The sequence below is a fragment of the Komagataeibacter melaceti genome, assembly GCF_003403295.1.
Lineage (GTDB): Bacteria > Pseudomonadota > Alphaproteobacteria > Acetobacterales > Acetobacteraceae > Komagataeibacter > Komagataeibacter melaceti.
The window spans coordinates 1-17524 of record NZ_QUWV01000065.1 but is presented as its reverse complement, the minus strand read 5'-3'; the positions used below and the strand labels follow the sequence as shown (position 1 = coordinate 17524).

General features: G+C 64.4%; 20 protein-coding genes. 7 read left to right on the top strand and 13 right to left on the bottom strand.

Annotated elements, in window-relative coordinates:
• Positions 1 to 268: 268 nt before the first annotated feature.
• The 6 genes from DY926_RS08420 to DY926_RS08395 all read left to right on the top strand — a co-directional run bounded on the left by DY926_RS08420 (position 269) and on the right by DY926_RS08395 (position 5846).
• Positions 269 to 1291, top strand: a complete 1023-nt coding sequence (locus tag DY926_RS08420; protein WP_116702959.1) for an aspartate-semialdehyde dehydrogenase — start codon at positions 269 to 271, stop codon at positions 1289 to 1291.
• Between the two features lie 249 nt (positions 1292 to 1540).
• Entirely contained in the window at positions 1541 to 1933 is a 393-nt protein-coding gene (sdhC, locus tag DY926_RS08415) for a succinate dehydrogenase, cytochrome b556 subunit (protein ID WP_116702958.1), read from the top strand.
• Between the two features lie 2 nt (positions 1934 to 1935).
• Positions 1936 to 2367 (top strand): succinate dehydrogenase, hydrophobic membrane anchor protein, encoded by a 432-nt coding sequence (gene sdhD / locus DY926_RS08410; RefSeq protein WP_116702957.1) that lies wholly within the window; start codon positions 1936 to 1938, stop codon positions 2365 to 2367.
• Between the two features lie 97 nt (positions 2368 to 2464).
• Positions 2465 to 4276, top strand: a complete 1812-nt coding sequence (gene sdhA / locus DY926_RS08405) for a succinate dehydrogenase flavoprotein subunit (RefSeq protein WP_116702956.1) — start codon at positions 2465 to 2467, stop codon at positions 4274 to 4276.
• Positions 4277 to 4302: 26 nt separating this feature from the next.
• Complete coding sequence (locus DY926_RS08400; RefSeq protein ID WP_116702955.1) at positions 4303 to 5085, top strand: succinate dehydrogenase iron-sulfur subunit; 783 nt, start codon at positions 4303 to 4305, stop codon at positions 5083 to 5085.
• A gap of 98 nt (positions 5086 to 5183) precedes the next feature.
• Positions 5184 to 5846: a fused DSP-PTPase phosphatase/NAD kinase-like protein gene (locus DY926_RS08395; protein ID WP_116702954.1), complete on the top strand. Its 663-nt coding sequence runs from the start codon at positions 5184 to 5186 to the stop codon at positions 5844 to 5846.
• A 7-nt stretch (positions 5847 to 5853) separates the two neighbouring features.
• Here the strand turns inward: DY926_RS08395 and DY926_RS08390 are convergent, their stop codons facing one another.
• The 5 genes from DY926_RS08390 to DY926_RS08370 form a co-directional block, all read right to left on the bottom strand.
• Entirely contained in the window at positions 5854 to 6324 is a 471-nt protein-coding gene (locus DY926_RS08390) for a helix-turn-helix domain-containing protein (protein ID WP_408886044.1), read from the bottom strand.
• A gap of 255 nt (positions 6325 to 6579) precedes the next feature.
• A complete protein-coding gene (gene lnt / locus DY926_RS08385; RefSeq protein ID WP_116702953.1) occupies positions 6580 to 8118 on the bottom strand; it encodes an apolipoprotein N-acyltransferase in 1539 nt (512 codons plus the stop codon).
• Between the two features lie 36 nt (positions 8119 to 8154).
• Positions 8155 to 9000 carry a GNAT family N-acetyltransferase gene (locus DY926_RS08380; protein WP_116702952.1) on the bottom strand — a complete coding sequence of 282 codons (846 nt, stop codon included), beginning with the start codon at positions 8998 to 9000 and terminating at the stop codon, positions 8155 to 8157.
• A complete protein-coding gene (locus DY926_RS08375; RefSeq protein ID WP_116702951.1) occupies positions 8997 to 9488 on the bottom strand; it encodes a Fur family transcriptional regulator in 492 nt (163 codons plus the stop codon). The genes DY926_RS08380 and DY926_RS08375 overlap by 4 nt, the downstream gene beginning before the upstream one ends.
• A gap of 58 nt (positions 9489 to 9546) precedes the next feature.
• On the bottom strand, positions 9547 to 9951 hold the full coding sequence (locus DY926_RS08370; protein WP_116702950.1) for a MucR family transcriptional regulator: 405 nt from the start codon (positions 9949 to 9951) through the stop codon (positions 9547 to 9549).
• A gap of 93 nt (positions 9952 to 10044) precedes the next feature.
• Here DY926_RS08370 and DY926_RS08365 point away from each other — a divergent pair, with 93 nt between their 5' ends.
• Entirely contained in the window at positions 10045 to 10293 is a 249-nt protein-coding gene (locus tag DY926_RS08365; RefSeq protein WP_116702949.1) for a sulfurtransferase TusA family protein, read from the top strand.
• Here DY926_RS08365 and rimI read toward each other — a convergent pair.
• From rimI to DY926_RS08325, 8 genes are all read right to left on the bottom strand, one after another.
• Positions 10274 to 10732, bottom strand: coding sequence for a ribosomal protein S18-alanine N-acetyltransferase (gene rimI / locus DY926_RS08360; RefSeq protein ID WP_116702948.1), 459 nt, complete (start codon positions 10730 to 10732; stop codon positions 10274 to 10276). The two genes, DY926_RS08365 and rimI, sit on opposite strands and share 20 nt — an antisense overlap.
• The gene (locus DY926_RS08355) at positions 10729 to 11445 is read right to left on the bottom strand and encodes a tRNA threonylcarbamoyladenosine biosynthesis protein TsaB (RefSeq protein ID WP_116702947.1); all 717 of its coding nucleotides are present in this window, start codon (positions 11443 to 11445) and stop codon (positions 10729 to 10731) included. The genes rimI and DY926_RS08355 overlap by 4 nt, the downstream gene beginning before the upstream one ends.
• 3 nt (positions 11446 to 11448) lie before the next feature.
• Positions 11449 to 12033, bottom strand: coding sequence for a malonic semialdehyde reductase (locus DY926_RS08350; RefSeq protein ID WP_116702946.1), 585 nt, complete (start codon positions 12031 to 12033; stop codon positions 11449 to 11451).
• Between the two features lie 31 nt (positions 12034 to 12064).
• Positions 12065 to 12628, bottom strand: coding sequence for a NifU family protein (locus tag DY926_RS08345; protein WP_116702945.1), 564 nt, complete (start codon positions 12626 to 12628; stop codon positions 12065 to 12067).
• A gap of 105 nt (positions 12629 to 12733) precedes the next feature.
• On the bottom strand, positions 12734 to 14113 hold the full coding sequence (locus DY926_RS08340) for an ATP-binding protein (protein ID WP_116702944.1): 1380 nt from the start codon (positions 14111 to 14113) through the stop codon (positions 12734 to 12736).
• An 8-nt stretch (positions 14114 to 14121) separates the two neighbouring features.
• On the bottom strand, positions 14122 to 14895 hold the full coding sequence (locus DY926_RS08335; protein WP_116702943.1) for a response regulator transcription factor: 774 nt from the start codon (positions 14893 to 14895) through the stop codon (positions 14122 to 14124).
• Between the two features lie 188 nt (positions 14896 to 15083).
• Positions 15084 to 16367 (bottom strand): tetratricopeptide repeat protein, encoded by a 1284-nt coding sequence (locus DY926_RS08330; RefSeq protein ID WP_408886046.1) that lies wholly within the window; start codon positions 16365 to 16367, stop codon positions 15084 to 15086.
• Positions 16368 to 16507: 140 nt separating this feature from the next.
• Positions 16508 to 17278 carry a MotA/TolQ/ExbB proton channel family protein gene (locus tag DY926_RS08325; RefSeq protein WP_116702942.1) on the bottom strand — a complete coding sequence of 257 codons (771 nt, stop codon included), beginning with the start codon at positions 17276 to 17278 and terminating at the stop codon, positions 16508 to 16510.
• Between the last annotated feature and the right edge of the window lie 246 nt (positions 17279 to 17524).

The window sequence follows — 17524 nt, the reverse complement described above, 5'->3', positions numbered from 1 at the left end:
ACCGTTCTTGCCTGCGCGCCACATTCGGGCAGTAAAGGGGCAGTATGCTGTCCCATGGCGCGATGGGCCAAGCGTGCACCGGGCACGCGGCGCGGGACAAGGTCTATCAGCGCATGGGACGTGCCACCTTGACCTGCCCCCCGATTCGATTCGCGGTTTTGCGCGGCCCGCGCTGCTTGCGCCTTTTGGTCACAGGCTCTAGGTGTCGCTACAGTTACGCAAAACCGGCTATTCCCCCGGAATGCCGGGCAGGACAGGAAAGAAGATTATGGGTTACCGCGTTGCGGTGGTGGGTGCCACCGGCGCTGTGGGGCGCGAAATCCTCAAGACTCTGGCCGAGCGCCAGTTCCCTGTGGATGAGATCGTGGCCCTCGCGTCCGCCCGCTCGGCGGGCAAGGAAGTCTCCTTTGGCGATAAAAAGGTGCTGAAGGTCCAGAATCTGGACACGTTCGACTTCACCGGCTGGGATGTCGCCCTTTTCTCCCCCGGCGGGGCGGTCTCGGCCGTGCACGCGCCGCGCGCGGCGAAGGCGGGGTGCATCGTGATCGACAACACCTCCCACTTCCGCATGGAGCCGGACGTGCCGCTGGTGGTGCCTGAGGTCAATCCCAATGATGTGAAGAAGGCCAGGCGCGGCATCATCGCCAACCCCAACTGCTCGACCATCCAGATGGTCGTCGCACTCAAGCCGCTGCATGACCTGTTCACAATCAAGCGCGTTGTCGTGGCCACCTATCAGGCCGTGGCCGGCGCGGGCAAGAGCGGGATGGACGAACTGTTCAACCAGTCGCGCGGCAGCCTGGTGGGCGACCCGCTGAAGGCCGAGCAGTTCACCAAGCAGATCGCGTTCAACTGCATTCCCCATATCGACCGTTTCATGGATGACGGGGCGACCAAGGAAGAGTGGAAGATGACGGTCGAGACCCGCAAGATCCTCGATCCCGACATCGCGGTCTTCGCCACCTGCGTGCGTGTGCCCGTGTTCATTGGCCATGCCGAGGCCGTGACGGTGGAATTCGAGGAACCCGTTGATATTGAACGCGCCCGCGAAGCCCTGCGCGAAGCACCCGGCGTGGTGCTGCACGACAAGCGCGAGGATGGTGGCTACGTCACCCCGCTCGAGGTGGTGGGCGAGGACGCGACCTATGTCTCGCGCCTGCGCGTTGACCCTACCGTGCCCAATGGACTCGGGTTCTGGTGTGTCGCGGACAACCTGCGCAAGGGGGCCGCACTCAACGCGGTGCAGATCGCCGAGACCATGATCGCCCTCGATCTGCTCGGCCACCACTGAAGGGCGTCCGCCATGCATGCCCGGGACGGGGGGACTCCCCCCGTTCTCCCCCGGGCGGCGTGGGGTCTCTCAACCTCGTGTTCCGGGCCTGCGTTGACCCGGCCTTCCGCGCGGCGTAGGACCGGATTCAGACAAGGCGACGGAACAAACCGAAGCCATAACAGGGAAATTGACGAGACGACCATGCAGGATGTCCGTGATGCGCTCTACGTAGGGCAGCGAAGCGACGGAACTCTGACCAGGCGGCCTATGTCCCCACACCTCCAGGTCTACCGCTTCCGTCTTTCCATGTTCCTTTCAATCGCGAACCGCGCCGCCGGGGTTGCCGCCGCTGGCGGATCGGCCCTCGGGCTGTGCTGGATCAGCGCGGCTGCCAAGGGACCCAAATCTTTCAGCAAGGTGCAGAAAGTGACCGGCAACCCGCTGGGCCAGCTCGTGCTGGCGGGCTGGGCGCTGGCGCTGGTCTACCACTTCGTGGCCGGGCTGCGCCACCTTGCGTGGGATAGCGGCTACCGCTTCGACAAGAAGGAAATAAACGAGGATGGCCCCGTGGCCGTGGGCGTGACGGTGGGAACCACGCTGGCGCTGGTGGCGGGAATCCTTGGTGTTGCGATCTGTCGTTCCCGCAAGAAGGCGTCCTGATCATGAGCAATCCACACAAGCCCCATGTCAAGGTCATGCGTTCCCAGCTTTCCCGCGCGCGCGGGCTGGGTTCGGCGCAGACCGGCGTTGCCCACTGGTGGGCGGAACGCGCCTCGGCGGTGGCACTGGTGCCGCTGTCGGGCTGGTTCGTGATCCAGGTGTTCCGCCTTGCCGGCGCCTCGCAGCCGGAAGTCGCGAAGTGGGGCGCACGCCCCCTGAACGCGACCATGATGCTGTCACTGGTGATCCTGACCTTCTATCACACCCAGCTTGGGCTGCAGGTCATCATTGATGACTATGTGCACGGCAAGGCGCACCTGCCCGCAGGGCTGCTGATGAAGGGGATCGTCTTCCTTCTGGGGCTGTTCGGCACGGTTTCCGTGCTGAAGCTGGCGCTGGCCGGCAGCAGCCGGGGCCGGATCGCCGCGGGCTGAGCCCCGCGCGGCCAACCTGCACGGAACATGACATTCGCGGGCTGGCGGGCGGCAATGCCGCCTGCCGTCCGGACGAACATCGGGACACGTCCAAGAAATGAACGCGACCACTTCACCACTCACCGGCTCCTACAGGGTTGTTGACCACGCATATGACGTGGTTGTTGTCGGCGCTGGCGGCTCTGGCCTCCGGGCCACGCTGGGCATGGGGGCCGCCGGCCTCAAGACCGCCTGCGTGACCAAGGTTTTCCCCACACGCAGCCACACCGTCGCCGCACAGGGCGGCATTGGCGCATCGCTTGGCAACATGGCCGAGGATAACTGGCGCTGGCACATGTACGATACCGTCAAGGGATCGGACTGGCTGGGCGACCAGGACGCCATCGAATACATGTGCCGCGAGGCCGTGCCTGCCGTGCACGAACTCGAACACATGGGTGTGCCCTTTTCCCGCACGGAAGATGGCAAGATCTACCAGCGCCCCTTCGGTGGCCACATGCGCAACTATGGCGAGGCCCCGGTGCCCCGCGCCTGCGCCGCCGCCGACCGCACGGGCCATGCCATCCTGCACACGCTGTACCAGCAGTGCCTGAAGCATAACGTCGAATTCTTCGTCGAATATTTCGCCATCGACCTGATCATGGATGATGACGGCGCCTGCCGTGGCGTCATGGCATGGTGCCTGGAAGACGGTTCGCTGCACCGCTTCCGCGCGCAGAAGGTCGTGCTGGCCACCGGCGGTTATGGCCGCGCCTACCACTCCTGCACCTCCGCCCACACCTGCACGGGTGACGGCGGTGGCATGGCCATCCGCGCGGGCCTGCCGATGCAGGACATGGAGTTCGTGCAGTTCCACCCGACCGGCATCTTCCCCGCGGGCTGCCTGCTGACGGAAGGCTGCCGTGGTGAAGGTGGCTACCTGACCAATTCCGAGGGTGAGCGCTTCATGGAACGCTATGCCCCCACGGCGAAGGACCTTGCATCGCGTGATGTGGTGTCGCGCGCCATGACCATCGAGATCAACGAAGGTCGTGGCTGTGGCCCCGAAAAGAACTACATCATGCTGCATCTCGAGCATCTCGGTGCCGACATCCTGCATGAGCGCCTGCCCGGCATCATCGAGACGGCGCGCATCTTCGCCGGGATCGACGTGACCAAGGAACCCGTGCCGGTGCTGCCGACCGTGCATTACAACATGGGCGGCATCCCCACCAACTACCATGGCGAGGTCATCCGCCCCACGCCGGAAGATGTGGATGCGGTGGTACCGGGCCTCATGGCCGTGGGTGAAGCGGCCTGCGTGTCCGTGCACGGCGCGAACCGCCTTGGCACGAACTCGCTGCTGGATCTGGTCGTGTTCGGCCGCGCTGCCGCGCAGCGCGCCGCCGCCACCATCAAGAGCGAGGAAACGATCCCGCCGCTGCCCGCAGGGGCCGGGGATGCCGCGATCGCGCGCTTCGACCGCCTGCGTTACGCCAAGGGCAAGACCCATGTGGCCGACATGCGCAGCAAGCTCCAGCGCACCATGCAGAAGCACGCCGCCGTGTTCCGCAACACCGAAAGCCTTGCGCAGGGTGTGGAGAAGATCAAGGAAATCTGGGGCGAACTGCCTGACATCTCGATCAACGACCGTTCCCTGATCTGGAACAGCGACCTTATGGAAGCGCTTGAGTTCGAGAACCTGCTGGCCAACGCCACCGTTACGATGGCCGGCGCCGAAGCCCGCCACGAAAGCCGCGGCGCGCAGGCGCATGACGACTATCCCGACCGTGACGACAAGAACTGGATGAAGCACACCGTCGCCCACATGACAGACAAGGGTGATGTCACGCTAAGCTACCGCCCCGTGCACATGAAAACGCTGACCAACGATGTGCAGGTCTTCCCCCCCAAGAAGCGCGTCTACTGACGTAACGGCGGAAAAGGAACGAGACGATGGTCGAATTCAGACTGCCAAAGAACAGCACCGTGGGCAAAGGCCGCACCTTTACGGCCCCTGCCGGCGCTACCAATGTCAAGACCTTCCGGATCTATCGCTGGAGCCCGGATGACGGCAACAACCCCGTGGTCGATACCTACGAGATTGATCTGGACCGGATCGGGCCGATGGTGCTCGACGCGCTGATCCACATCAAGAACGACATCGATTCCACCCTGACGTTCCGGCGCTCCTGCCGCGAGGGAATCTGCGGTTCCTGCGCCATGAACATCGCGGGGGAAAACACGCTGGCCTGCCTCAAGCCCATCCGGGACATTGAGGGGGATGTGGGCATCTACCCGCTGCCGCACATGCCGGTCATCAAGGATCTGGTGCCGGATCTGGACGGGGCCTATGCCCAGCTCCGCTCGATCGAGCCGTGGCTCAAGTCGGATACGGCGCCCCCGCCGGATGCCGAACGCCGCCAGAGCATCGAGGAACGTGCCGAGCTGGATGGCATGTGGGAGTGCATCCTGTGCTTCTGCTGCTCCACGTCGTGCCCGTCCTACTGGTGGAACGGGGACCGCTACCTTGGCCCCGCAACACTGCTGGCCGCATATCGCTGGATTGCCGACAGCCGCGACGAACATGCGGGCGACCGCCTGGATGCGCTGGAAGATCCGCTCAAGCTCTATGCCTGCCGCACGATCATGAACTGCACCCAGACCTGCCCCAAGGGCCTAAACCCCGCCCGCGCCATCGGGCGGATCAAGGAACTGCAGCTTGAACGCAAGGTGTAACGCCCTGCTTCGCCATTCCTGATTGACGGATGAGGCGCCGGATGTGAAAACTCCGGCGCCTTTTTCGTATCTGCCCCCATCTGAAAGGACATGGCCCGGTGTTTGAGGGAAACCTGTCCACCTTTTCCGGCCGGAGCCGCGCATGGATCGACAGCCTGTTTGTTGACCATGCCATACTGCGCCAGACATGGACCAACTTCCGTGTCGTCATTCCCGGCCGTGTCTATCGCTGCAACCACCCCACGCCGTGGCGGCTGCGGCTGGCCGTGCGCCGCCATGGTCTGAAAACGCTGGTCAACCTGCGCGGGCAGCGCAAATGCGGCTCCGATGTCCTGTCGCGTGAGGCCGCGCACAGGATCGGCCTGACCCATATCGACATGGCGTTTGAAAGCCGCAATGCCCCGCACAAGGACCGCATCGAACGCTTCGAGCGGCTTTACCGCGACATCCGCTTTCCCATGCTCATGCACTGCAAATCGGGTGCTGACCGCACCGGGCTGGCGGCGGGGCTTGTCATCCTGTTTGAAGGGGGCACCGCGAAGGAGGCGCTACGCCAGCTTTCATGGAAAAACGGGCATTTCAACACATCGCGCACGGGCGTACTTGATGCATTCTTCCTGCGCTACCAGGCGGAAGCGGAAGGGCGGCTGCCCTTCATGGACTGGGTACGCACCGAATATGATGAGGAACGCCTGCGTGCCGATTTCCGCGCGGGCAAGATCGCGGCCTTCATGAACGATCAGGTCCTGCGGCGGGAGTAGCCCCGCCTCAGCTCGCGCTCATGGAACGGACAAGGTCCAGCACGCGGCGGCGGGTGCCGCTATCCTCGATCCCGTAATAGGCGCGCACCAGCTCAATGGTTTCGCGGCGGGAAAACAGGGCAAGATCATCAGGCTGAACGGATGGCGCCGTGCATTGCGGTACCGAATCATCCGGCAGGGACTCATCGGGTTCGGCCATGCCCGCGACATTGCCCGCTTCCGGGGCCGGGGCATCATGCTCCGACAGTCCTTCAAAAAAGAACGCCACCGGCACACCCAGCACATGGGCCAGATCGTACAGGCGTGAGGCCCCCACACGGTTCCTGCCACGCTCATATTTCTGAACCTGCTGGAATGTCAGCCCCAAAGCAGTCCCCAACCGTTCCTGGGACATGCCCAGCAATGTGCGACGCAACCGGATACGATTGCCTACATGCACATCTACCGGATTGGAGGTTGCAAGCACTTTCCCGGTCACAATGATGGCGTTGCCTTTCCTGATCGGTATGGGGGACCCATTGGAAAATGAAGACGCAGGCAATGATGCCAAGGACGTTAATCCTTTTTAAATCATTCCCTGATATAATAAACCAGTAATTATCTATCCTGATGAACCGGGGCGGGATGAACGGGTGGAACCCCCATGCCTGACGGCAGAATGAAGCCGAATAAATTCATGCATGTAAAATGCATGAATTTAGGTTCCGGTCAATGAAAACGGCGTTTCCCGTCCCTATCCCACCCTGCGTCCTGCCCTGCCGCACCACAGCCCGGCAAGGCCCGTCAGCACTGCCAGCAACAGCGGGATCAGTCGGCCATAGCGGCCAAACAGCGTGGGCGGCAGGGCATCGGGCAGGGCATGGACAAGCACCCCCTGCCGGTCCCAGCCCAGACGCGCCAGCTCATGGCCGCGCCCGTCAAAAACAGCAGAAATGCCGGTATTGGCGGCGCGGGCCACGGGAATCCCCTCCTCCACCGCACGCAGGCGGACGGCGGCCAGATGCTGCCGGGGGCCGGCACTGTTGCCGTACCATGCATCATTGGTGCTGTTCATGAGCCAGTCCGGCCTGTCATGCCCGTTCACGACCTGGCCGGAAAAAATCACCTCGTAACAGATCAGCGGGCCAACCGGGGCGATACCGGGCAGGTGCCATGTGCCGACATCCGGGCCGGGGGTCATGCCATCCCCCGGCACGACGTGAAAGGGCAGGAAAGCGGGCTGGTATTCGCCAAAGGGAACCAGATGCGCCTTGTCATACACGGCAGCGGCATGGCCATCAGGGGGCAGCAGCGCCACCATGCTGTTGCGCCAGTGGCGGTCTTCCGCCCAGCGCACGGTGCCTATGATGCCCGCCGCCGCGCCCGCCCCGGCCTGCGAGACCATGGGCCGGGCAATGTCATCTTCCAGAAGCAGCCCCGGAAAGGCCGATTCCGGCCAGGCGAACACGACCGGCCGCCCCTCCGCCTCAAGCAGGCCCTGCGTGACTCCCTGCCGGGTCAGGGCAAGATAGCGGCGGAAAATCGCAACATCGGAACTGCCGGAAATCTTGTCCGTCTCGGGCACATTGCCCTGCACCAGAACAACCTCGGGGTTATGGCCGTAGGTATCATGCACGCTGGCCAGGCGCAGCGCGCCGCTGCCAACCCAGGCCACCAGCAGCGCAAGGCAGGCCAGCCGCCCCACCCGACCATATAGCGGCGCCAGCGCCAGCAGGCAGGTCAGCAGGGTCAGGCCATCCACCCCGATCCATGCGGCAGGCTGGATCATGATATCCCCGGCAAGGCCGGGAAACTCCCACACGCTGCCCGGCGGGTTCCACGGGAAACCGCTGAACACGAACACCCGCGCCATGTCCGTCACCGTCCACAGCGCCGCGAGTGTCAGCAGCCGTCCCGTTCCACGGGGCACGAGCCTGCTCAGCCCGGCCGTCAGGGCGCTAAGGGGCGCAAGGATCACCGCGCAGCCGGGGGATGCCAGAGGCACCAGCCACCAGAACTCATCCGCCCGGAGCAGGATGGCGTACATCAGCCAGTACAGCCCGACCGTGTACAACCCCATTGCAAACATGAAGCCGCGCCGGGCGGCAGCGCGCCAGTCCACCGCATTGTCAATCGCGCGCGCAAGCAGGCAGAAGGCGACCGGCAGCACCACAACAGCGTGCAACGGCGGAAAGGCAAGGGCATACAGCCCGCCAGCCAGCGCCATGGCAAGATCGGCCCGCCATCCGCGCAGGCACGACAGCTTCATGTAACGCTCATAAAGAAACATCATGAAGCGGCGTATTCCATTCCCCCGCTGGCGGCCGGACTAGTCCAGCGCGTCACGCAGGCGGCGTTCGTAATGACGGTAATACTTGTCGGCCAGCAGTTCGCTCTTGACCAGCACCGCCACATCGGTGGTGTTGAACTGCGCGTCGATCACCGCGCCATCCCCCACGTAACCGCCCAGCCGCAGGTAGCCCTTTATCAGCGGGGGCAACCGGGCGAGCGAACGCCGGTGGTCGATCAGCTGCGGGTCGGAACGCAGCATTTCCACCCGCCGCTCCGCCAGCGCTCGAACCCGCAGCGCCGGGGGGGCAAGGTGGTTGTGGTAAAGATAGGTCAGCTCATCCGACAGGGCATCGGGGTCGGTGCCCGGCAGGCTGGCGCAGCCGAACAGCACGTCAATCCGGTGCAGGAAGATGTAGGACGCAATGCCACGCCACAGGAGCTGCATGGCCGCGCGGCCGCGATATTCACGGTCCACGCATGACCGCCCGACTTCCAGCAGACGGCCGGGGAATTCGGTCAGGGGCGAGATGTCATATTCGCTGGAGGAATAGAACCGGCCCAGCTTTTTCGCCGCATCCCCCTGCATGAGGCGATAGGTCCCCACCACCCCTTTCGCACCGGATGAAATGGCGTGGTCGATCACCAGGAGGTGATCGGCATAATCATCGAATTCATCCACGTCACGCTGCAGCCGGGCCGTACGGGAATCGGGGCGGGCCCCCATTTCCTCATAAAAAACCCGGTAGCGCAGGGCCTGGGCGGCATCGCGCTCTTCCTCGGTCGCGGCAATCCTGACACCCAGATTGCCCCCCCGCAGTTCAGGAAAACCGTTGCGCTCCAGGTCCAGAGTAGAAAGGGACTGTATGGTTTTCTCAATACTCAAGGCCGTGACGTGCCTTTCCGCTCTGTTGGTGCCGTCTGGTCAGTCTGGTCTTGTGACACGTCGGGCAACCTGCGCGCAAACAGTTCCAGCCGGTGGGAAACCAGGTCAAACCCCAGCTCCGCCGTGATCCTGCGCAGCAATGCGGCATGCTCGGCATGTGTGAATTCCACCACCTGCCCGCTTTCCACGTCAATCAGGTGATAGTGGTCACCTTCCTCCGTGGCTTCGTAGCGGGCGCGGCCACCGCCGAAGTCGCGCCGCTCCAGAATCCCGTTTTCTTCCAGCAGGCGCACGGTGCGATAGACCGTGGCGACTGAAATCCGTTCATCCAGGGCGGCGGCGCGGCGGTAGAGTTCCTCCACGTCCGGGTGGTCATGGGACTCAGACAGCACGCGCGCGATAACGCGGCGCTGGCCCGTCATTTTCAGCCCACGCTCCATGCACATGCGCTCGATGCGCGATTGCAGTCCGTTACTGTCTGTTGCCATGTTTACGGGCGTAGCCGATCATGTGGATGCTTGTCCATGCTAGCACACGCGGGATGGCTCAGTCCTCACGTTTCGTGCCAAGGCCGATCTTGCGCGCCAGCGTGGAGCGGTGGCTGGCGTAGTTGGGGGCGACCATGGGGTAATCATGCGGCAGGCCCCAGCGCTCGCGGTATTCCTCCGGCGTCATGTTGTACGCGGTCTTGAGGTGGCGCTTGAGCATCTTGAGCTTCTTCCCGTCTTCAAGGCAGACGATATAATCCGGGAAGACCGATTTCTTGAGGGGTACCGCCGGCACCGGCTTTTCCGGCACGGGTTCCGTGCGGCCGAGGGTGGAAATCGCTTCGTACACCCGGTGAATCAGATCGGGAAGGGTTTCCGCGCTGAGTTCATTACGTGAAACGTAGGCCGAAACGATTTCGGCAGTCAGTTCCCGCACTTCGACTTCTGCCGTTGCATCCGCCATTCATCTGATCCTGTCACTCTGGAATAAAGATACGTTCTATATAAATAATCTTCGATGGATCGCAACCGACTTCACCAAAGGTTTCATGGTAATATGTCTGATATTGAGATGACGGCAATAGATATCACCAATGAAGTATGCCCCATGACTTTCGTACGCACGCGTCTGGCGCTTGACAGACTTGCGGCGGGGGAAAGACTGCTTGTGCGCCTGCGCGGTTCCACCCCGCTGGACAACGTATCACGCAGCCTGAAACTGCTTGGTCATGTCGTGGAGGAAATACAGACAGAAACAGACGGCATGACACACCGTCTGACCGTTCTCAAATCTCCCGGCGCATGACGCAGGCGTCCATGCCATCGGGGTAATAGTTGCGGCGCAGGCCCACCTGTTCGAATCCCGCGCTGTGGTACAGCGCCAGGGCGGGCGCGTTATCGCGTGCTACTTCCAGAAATACGGTCTGCACGCCCGCACGCGCCATTTCAGCCATGCTCCGCGCCAGCAGGTCACGACCGATTCCACGCCGCCGAACCGCAGGCGTGACCGCAAAGGTCAGGATCTCGGCCTCATCAGCCATGACCCGCACCATGATGAAGCCGGGCGCATCCCCGCCCTCCGCCGTTTCGTCTGCCAGCAGCACGGACACGCCGGGCATGGCCAGCAGCGTTTCCATGGCCTTCGCATCCCACTGGTGGCTGACGGGAAAAGCCGCAGCGTGAATCCGCGCCAGCAGCAGCGCGCAGGCATTGGCCACCGTGGCGGGAATCGCGCCTGTATTCATGAACCTGACATGACCGGCGGTGGCCGCAGCCCCGCCGCGGGCAGCTTGGCTTCCGGCGCATCGACATAAAGCGGCACGGCGGCGCGCGGCGGCAGTTCACCGCGCAGGCGGCGCAGGGCAACCGTGGCGATGGCGACCGGGTCGGACACGGGCAGGCTGGTGGCGCGGTGGATATCCTCCCGCTGCGGCACGGCCCCGGCCACCAGATCGGCCGCATCACCCCCCAGAAGCAGCGGGCCATCGGGCAGGTCGAGGGCGTCGAGCATATGGGCACGTACCGTGCCGGATGCGCCGTCCGCCGCCACCGTCTCGATGAACACACGGTCGCGCCGGGCAACCGTGCAGTGCAGCGTCAGCGCCCCAAGCGGGCGGGCGGCCGCACACAGGGCAGCGGCTGCGGCCTCCCCGCCGGTAATGCCCGCAAGGGCACAGCCCGAACCGGCGGCAAGCCCGTGGGCAAAGGCCAGCGAGGCCCGCAGCCCCGTAAATGACCCCGGCCCGACAACCACGCCCACCAGTTCCGGCAGCGTGTGGGTCCAGCCACATTCGGCAAACATCTCGCGTGCAAGGAGCGGGAACTGCTCCGCCGCCCCCCGCCCTGTAGCGACACGGGTGGCCAGAACGGACAGGCCGCCATCCTGCGCCGTCAGGCAGGCAATGACGGCCTCGGCCTGCGCGCCGGTGGCGGCGCCATCCATAACCAAAATACGCATGGGTCAGACGACCACGCAGGCATCATCAAAGCTGGGGCGCGGCGCCCGCGGCGTGGGCGGCGGCCCGTCGGTATAGCCAAGGCTGACCAAGAAATTGGCCTGCCAGCCCTGCTGCGCAAGGAACGCTTCCTCCACCATGGCGGAATCGAAGCCCGACAGTGGCAGCACCGACAGGCCCAGCGCGCGCGCCGCCATGATCAGGTAACCGCCCTGAAGTGTTCCGTTGCGAAAGGCGGTTTCCTCCGCCAGTCCCACATCGGCCGCGAACCACTGCCGCACACCGGGAATGGGGCTGAGCGTGTCCATCCGGTCAAAAAACACCGGGTCATGCGCCACGATGACCGTGACGGGCGCGGTCATGACACGTTCCACATTGCCCGCGGACAGGGCGGGACGCAGGCGCTCGCGGCAGCTTTCGGTCGTGATGAACACGAACCGGCCCGGGCAGCAGTTGCCCGAAGTCGGCCCGAGGCTGACCAGATCGTACAACTGCCGCAGCGTCTCCTGCCCTACGGGGCGGTCGTTCCAGGCGAGCGGCGTGCGTGCCTTGCGAAACAGAAGATCAAGCCCAGCATCATCAAGCGCCATGAAACATTCCCAGATTACGCAGGCCCGCCGATCAGGCCTCCACCTGCTCCACCGATACCACTTCCGGCACATAATGGCGCAGCATGTTCTCCACCCCGTGCTTGAGCGTTGCGCGTGAAGAGGGGCAGCCCGAACATGCACCCTGCATGGTCAGCCGGACAATCCCGTCACGATACCCGCGGAACACGATGTCCCCCCCGTCACCCGCCACGGCGGGGCGCACGCGGGTATCCAGCAGTTCCTTGATCTGCTGCACGATGTCCTCGTCCCCCGGTGCGACCAGATCCTCGACAACCTGGGCGTCGCTTTCCACCACCGGCTGGCCGGTGGCCAGGTAATCGGCCAGCACGGACAGCACCTGCGGGCGCAGTTCCTCCCACTGGACCGAGTCGCTCCGGGTCACGGCAACGAAGTCATTGCCAAAAAAGACGCGCGCCACACCATCCAGATCGAACACCAGCTCCGCCAAGCGCGACCGCCCGGCAACGGAATCGGGATTGATGAAATCGGCCGTAGCCCCATTGGCCATGATCTCCCGCCCCGGCAGGAATTTCAGGGTCGCGGGATTGGGTGTGTCTTCTGTTTCAATGAACATTGCTCGGTCTTCCAGACATGACGGGACAGGGAGAGGCGCAAAAGTACTTTCCCAGTCCTGTTATATGATCGACCCGGCGGCAAATCCAACCCCAGGCGGCGGCCTTTAGGCGCCCTGCCGTATCACGGCATTGCGGGGCAGGACAATTTCGGCGCACAGCCCGCCCTGCGGGCGGTTGAACAGGCGGAACTGCCCACCGTCGCGCGCAACCTCGCGGCTGACGATCGCAAGCCCCAGCCCCAGCCCGCCCGTGCTGCGCGAACGTGAGCCCTCCACGCGGTAGAAAGGCGTGGTGACACGGCCGATCTCGGCATCCGGCAGGCCGGGGCCGTCATCCTCCACGCGGATGCACAGCGACTGCCCGGTCACATGCAGGCTGACATGGGCGTTGCCGCCATAGTTCACGGCATTGTCAATCAGGTTGCCCAATACCCGCTTCAGCGCCAGCGGGCGCACCACGGCCTGCGCCTGGTCCGGCCCGTCATAGGTGACGTTGCGGCCCTGATCGGCATCATCATCCACCCGGGTTGCCAGAATCGATGCAACATTGACCGGGCGCGCGGGTTCGGGGTCCTTCTCCCCCGACAGATAGGCCAGAACCCCCGCGATCATGGCCTCCATTTCCGTCACGTCGGCCTCGATCTCGCGCTGCACGACCGGGTCATCCAGAAACCCGGCACGCAGCCGCAGGCGGGCCAGCGGCGTGCGCAGGTCGTGCGATACGGCGGCCAGCGCTTCCGTGCGGTCGGTAATCAGGCGGTTGATGCGGTCCTGCATCTTGTTGATGGCATGGGCAAGGTAGCGCACCTCACGCGGGCCCTTGTCAGCCAGCGGCACCCACCGGCCCGAGCCGACCGTATCGGCCACATCGGCCAGCGCGCGCAGCGGCATGCTCAGCGCACGCACCAGCATCCCCGCCGCCAGCAGCACCGCCCCCGCCAGAATTGCCGCCGACAGCAGGCCACGGCGCATATGGTGGGGTTGCAGGATGTCCGGGGCCAGAAAGCCCATGTAGCTGCCATCGGGCAGGCGCAGCGTGCCACGCACATCCGCCGTCCCGGCAATGGTGCCCGACAGGTTGAGCGCATCGCCCTGCAGGGCGGTCAGCGGTCCGGCCATGCGGTCATGCAGCTTGCGCAGGGATGGGGCTTCCCCCTTCATCATTCCCTGCTGGGTCTGGGTGCGCCAGTCCACCGTCAGGTCGCCGGTGGACAGCATCGCGGCCAGCACCATGCGCTGTGACGTGGGAGTGGCCGCCAGCACGCGGGCGTCGATCACCAGCCGCTCGCCCACCTGTTCCAGTTGGGCGTCATCTATGGTGTAGGTCTCGGCTTCCTCGTAAAAAACGGAACTGCCGACAAAGACGAGCGCCACCGCCACCAGCAGCACGAACATGACGCGCCCGACCAGCCCACGCGGCCACAGCGTGATGCGCCGTGGCACGGGTGCGGGCGCACGCCCCGGCGGAGTTGCCCCCTGCCCCATGCCCGGCGTCAGACCCGTTCGACCTCTGATGTGAAGATATATCCCATGCCGCGCACGGTGCGGATCAGGCCATCCGAATCCGGCCCCAGCTTGCGGCGCAGGCGGCTGACCAGCACGTCCACGCTCCGGTCCGAAACATCACCCAGCCGGGTGCGCGACAGTTCAAGCAGCCGGTCGCGGCCGATCACGCGCTGCGGGTTGTCCAGAAAACTGGTGAGCAGGTCATGCTCGGCCCCCGATATTTCCACGGCACTCCCCGACGGGTCGGTCAGTTCCCGCCGCCGCAGGTCCAGCGTCCAGCCGGAAAAGCGCACGGTCTCCTTGCGCGGCCGCCCGGCGCTGGGCGTGGTGACACCCCCGCCGCGCCGCCGCAGCACCGCGCGCACGCGCGCCAGCAGTTCCTTCTGCCCGAAGGGCTTGGGCACGTAATCATCCGCCCCCAGTTCCAGCCCCTGCACACGGTCCAGTTCCTCGCCACGTGCGGAAACGATAATGACCGGCACTTCCTTCACCGGCGGCTCATCCGGCGTAAGCGGGTCGGCATGGGCGCGCAGGCTGCGGCACAGGTCAAGCCCGTTAGTGCCCGGCAGCATGACATCAAGGATGATGAGGTCCGCCGCCTGCACCTTCAGCGCATCCCACATTTCCGGCCCGCCCTGCACGCCGCGCACCCGGTAGCCATCGCCCTGCAAGGCGCGCACGATCAGGGTGCGCATGCCAGGGTCATCTTCCACCACCAGAATACGGGCGGGCAGATCAGCAGTGACGGGTATCTGTGTCATTCTCTCGGCCATGTTCGGGTTCGGGCGGTCAGGACGCCATTTCCATGCGATGGCAACAGCATATCCAACGTATCGGAACGGGATAAGACCATCGTTCATATCATAAAATGTCTGTTCCGGCCGGGCCGGAAAACAAAACGGGGCGCCGGATTTCTCCGGCGCCCCGCATGTTTGGACGTGCAACCCGCTCAGTGCGCGGCGGCGGGCGCGCTCAGCTTGAGCACCCAGAACTGGGCGATGTCGCGTGCGCCATTGGTCCCTTCGACACTGTTGAGCGTGGCGATGGCATCCGCCTTGCGCCCGGCTGCGGCCTGCGCCAGACCCAGATGCAGGCGGCCGATGTTCACATCCGTGGGGCCCTTGGCAAGGCCCTGCTGCATCAGCGCCAGCCCCTTGTCCGCCTGCCCGGCCAGAACGTAGTTGTACCCTGCCGTCAGCATGGCGTTGCCGGTGGTGGCCTGCGCCGCAGTGGCATCAAGTGCCGCCTTGCGCTCCGTCACGTTCTGGGTCACCAGCGCCTTCAGGCGTTCGGTGCGCGGCGCATTGGCGTCATGGCCCAGCACGCCGCTGGCATAGCCCTGATTGAGCACATCAAGCCCGATCTGCGGCAGGCCGGCCTGCAGGGCGAGTTCGGCAATGTCCATATATTCGGCCGAGGTCTTGACCAGACCGGCCTCAAGCCGCACGCGGTCGATATCCAGCCGCAGGGCGGGGGCCATGTTCGGGTTGCTCAGCACGGAATGGACCACCTGCGCCCAGTAATCCGGCTTGGGATAATAGGTGGCAAGCTGGACATAGGTATGGGTCAGGCCCGCATTGTCACGCAGCTGCGCCTGACAGGCGGCCAGAAGCTGGAGCTGGTTTTCCGTGGGCTTGCCACCGGCCTTGATCGCGGCATCGACCTGCGCCTGCTGCACGCGCGCCGCGTTGGCGAAATCATGCTGCAGGTAATAGGCCTGGATCAGGATGGTCAGCATCTGCGGGTTCTTGCCACCCGCCTTGATGTACTTCTCCGTCACGGCGATGGCCTGCGGATAGTTCTTGGCGGTGAAGGCCATGCTGCCTTCGGCCAGTGCCATCTGTTCCTTCGTGGCCGCCGGGGTGCGGGGCGATGCGATCAGCTTGTCATAGGCCGAGATCGCGACCGGCACATTGCCGGACTGCGCGGCCACGGCGGCGCGCATCTGCTCGATGGTGTAGGATTCGTAATCGCTCTTGCCCGCGACGGCGTCCGCCTCATCAATCGCGGACATGGCCTGCGGGTATTTGTGGGCGGCCAGCGCGGTCTGGGCCTGCTGGAGTGCGGTACCAACCTTCTGTCCCAGCACATCGGCCGCGCGTGCGCCGTGCGGCAGGGCCGTCACGCCCAGCAGCGCCACCGTCATGACCCCGGCCAGCAGGCGGCCCTGCCGCCGGAACAGCGATTTGGATGTGATGTTTTTCAACTGGATATCCTTCCATGAACGGGTCATGGCCCGCGTGATCGGGCAGGGCACCACGATGGACCCGTGCCGCCCATCAATCAATCCGCCCCCGACCCGAACACGGCAGGTCCCGCCATGCGTACCTGCCGTGCCATAACCTGAACGCGGATCACATATGGCCAGAAAGCCTACTCCGCCGCGTCGGGCGATACGTGGCGGTAACCGCCAATCAGGATCGACTGCACGTCGGCCGCGAAGTCACGCACCTCGTCCATCGCGCCCTTGTTGCGGCGGACCAGCATGTTGTAGCCCAGCACCGCAGGCACGGCGGTGCCCAGGCCGATGGCGGTCATGATCAGGGATTCACCCACCGGGCCGGCAACCTTGTCGATCGAGGCCTGACCCGCGATGCCGATGGCCGTCAGCGCGTGGTAGATACCCCAGACCGTGCCGAACAGCCCCACGAACGGAGAGGTCGAACCCACGGTGCCGAGGAAGGCGAGGCCACCCTGCAGGCGGTTCTGGATGAAGTCCACCGAACGCTGGATGGACATCGTGGTCCACGAATACAGGTCGATGGATTCCTGCATCGTGCCTTCGTGGTGTTCGGCGGCCTTGATGCCGCTATCGGCGATATAGCGGAACGGCGAGGCGGTATCGAGCAGCGCGGCCCCCTGCCGCAGGTCGGATGCCTGCCAGAACTTCGCCTTCACTTCCTTGGCGGCCTTCATCATGCGGGCCTGTTCCACGAACTTGGACAGCATGATGTACCATGTCCCGACAGACATCACGACCATGATCAGCAGCACGGTGCGGGCAATGAAGTCACCATTCGTCCACAACGCTTCCAGCCCGTACGGGTTGGTCTCGGCCGCGCCGCCGGTCTTGGCGTACGCAAACGCCGGCAGTGCGGTCAGCAGCGCGGCTGCGACGGCTATGTTACGATGCTGTCGGGTCATTTACATGAAATCCTCTGACGAATAAGGCCACGGTCGGGCCTGCAGATCCTGTTTGCCATCTGACCAGCCCGGACATTGAAAATCAATCCACCTGTATCGAATTCGGAACAATTTCCGGCTGGTGCACCCGCCGGTCATGCCCGATACGCGGCGCGGGGATGACAGGCACCACCGGCTGGATCATGACCGGGACCACCGGCCGGGGCGCTGGCGGCGGGGCGGGCATCGGTTCAGGAATGATCCGGA

Bases quoted from the DNA above. Each gene is read 5' to 3' on its own strand.
- DY926_RS08420 (WP_116702959.1), top strand. From the start codon at position 269: ATGGGTTACCGCGTTGCGGTGGTGGGTGCCACCGGCGCTGTGGGGCGC.
- sdhC (WP_116702958.1), top strand. From the start codon at position 1,541: ATGTCCCCACACCTCCAGGTCTACCGCTTCCGTCTTTCCATGTTCCTT.
- sdhD (WP_116702957.1), top strand. From the start codon at position 1,936: ATGAGCAATCCACACAAGCCCCATGTCAAGGTCATGCGTTCCCAGCTT.
- sdhA (WP_116702956.1), top strand. From the start codon at position 2,465: ATGAACGCGACCACTTCACCACTCACCGGCTCCTACAGGGTTGTTGAC.
- DY926_RS08400 (WP_116702955.1), top strand. From the start codon at position 4,303: ATGGTCGAATTCAGACTGCCAAAGAACAGCACCGTGGGCAAAGGCCGC.
- lnt (WP_116702953.1), bottom strand. From the start codon at position 8,118: ATGATGTTTCTTTATGAGCGTTACATGAAGCTGTCGTGCCTGCGCGGA.
- DY926_RS08375 (WP_116702951.1), bottom strand. From the start codon at position 9,488: ATGGCAACAGACAGTAACGGACTGCAATCGCGCATCGAGCGCATGTGC.
- DY926_RS08370 (WP_116702950.1), bottom strand. From the start codon at position 9,951: ATGGCGGATGCAACGGCAGAAGTCGAAGTGCGGGAACTGACTGCCGAA.
- DY926_RS08365 (WP_116702949.1), top strand. From the start codon at position 10,045: ATGTCTGATATTGAGATGACGGCAATAGATATCACCAATGAAGTATGC.
- rimI (WP_116702948.1), bottom strand. From the start codon at position 10,732: ATGAATACAGGCGCGATTCCCGCCACGGTGGCCAATGCCTGCGCGCTG.
- DY926_RS08355 (WP_116702947.1), bottom strand. From the start codon at position 11,445: ATGCGTATTTTGGTTATGGATGGCGCCGCCACCGGCGCGCAGGCCGAG.
- DY926_RS08350 (WP_116702946.1), bottom strand. From the start codon at position 12,033: ATGGCGCTTGATGATGCTGGGCTTGATCTTCTGTTTCGCAAGGCACGC.
- DY926_RS08345 (WP_116702945.1), bottom strand. From the start codon at position 12,628: ATGTTCATTGAAACAGAAGACACACCCAATCCCGCGACCCTGAAATTC.
- DY926_RS08340 (WP_116702944.1), bottom strand. From the start codon at position 14,113: ATGGGGCAGGGGGCAACTCCGCCGGGGCGTGCGCCCGCACCCGTGCCA.
- DY926_RS08335 (WP_116702943.1), bottom strand. From the start codon at position 14,895: ATGACACAGATACCCGTCACTGCTGATCTGCCCGCCCGTATTCTGGTG.
- DY926_RS08330 (WP_408886046.1), bottom strand. From the start codon at position 16,367: ATGACCCGTTCATGGAAGGATATCCAGTTGAAAAACATCACATCCAAA.
- DY926_RS08325 (WP_116702942.1), bottom strand. From the start codon at position 17,278: ATGACCCGACAGCATCGTAACATAGCCGTCGCAGCCGCGCTGCTGACC.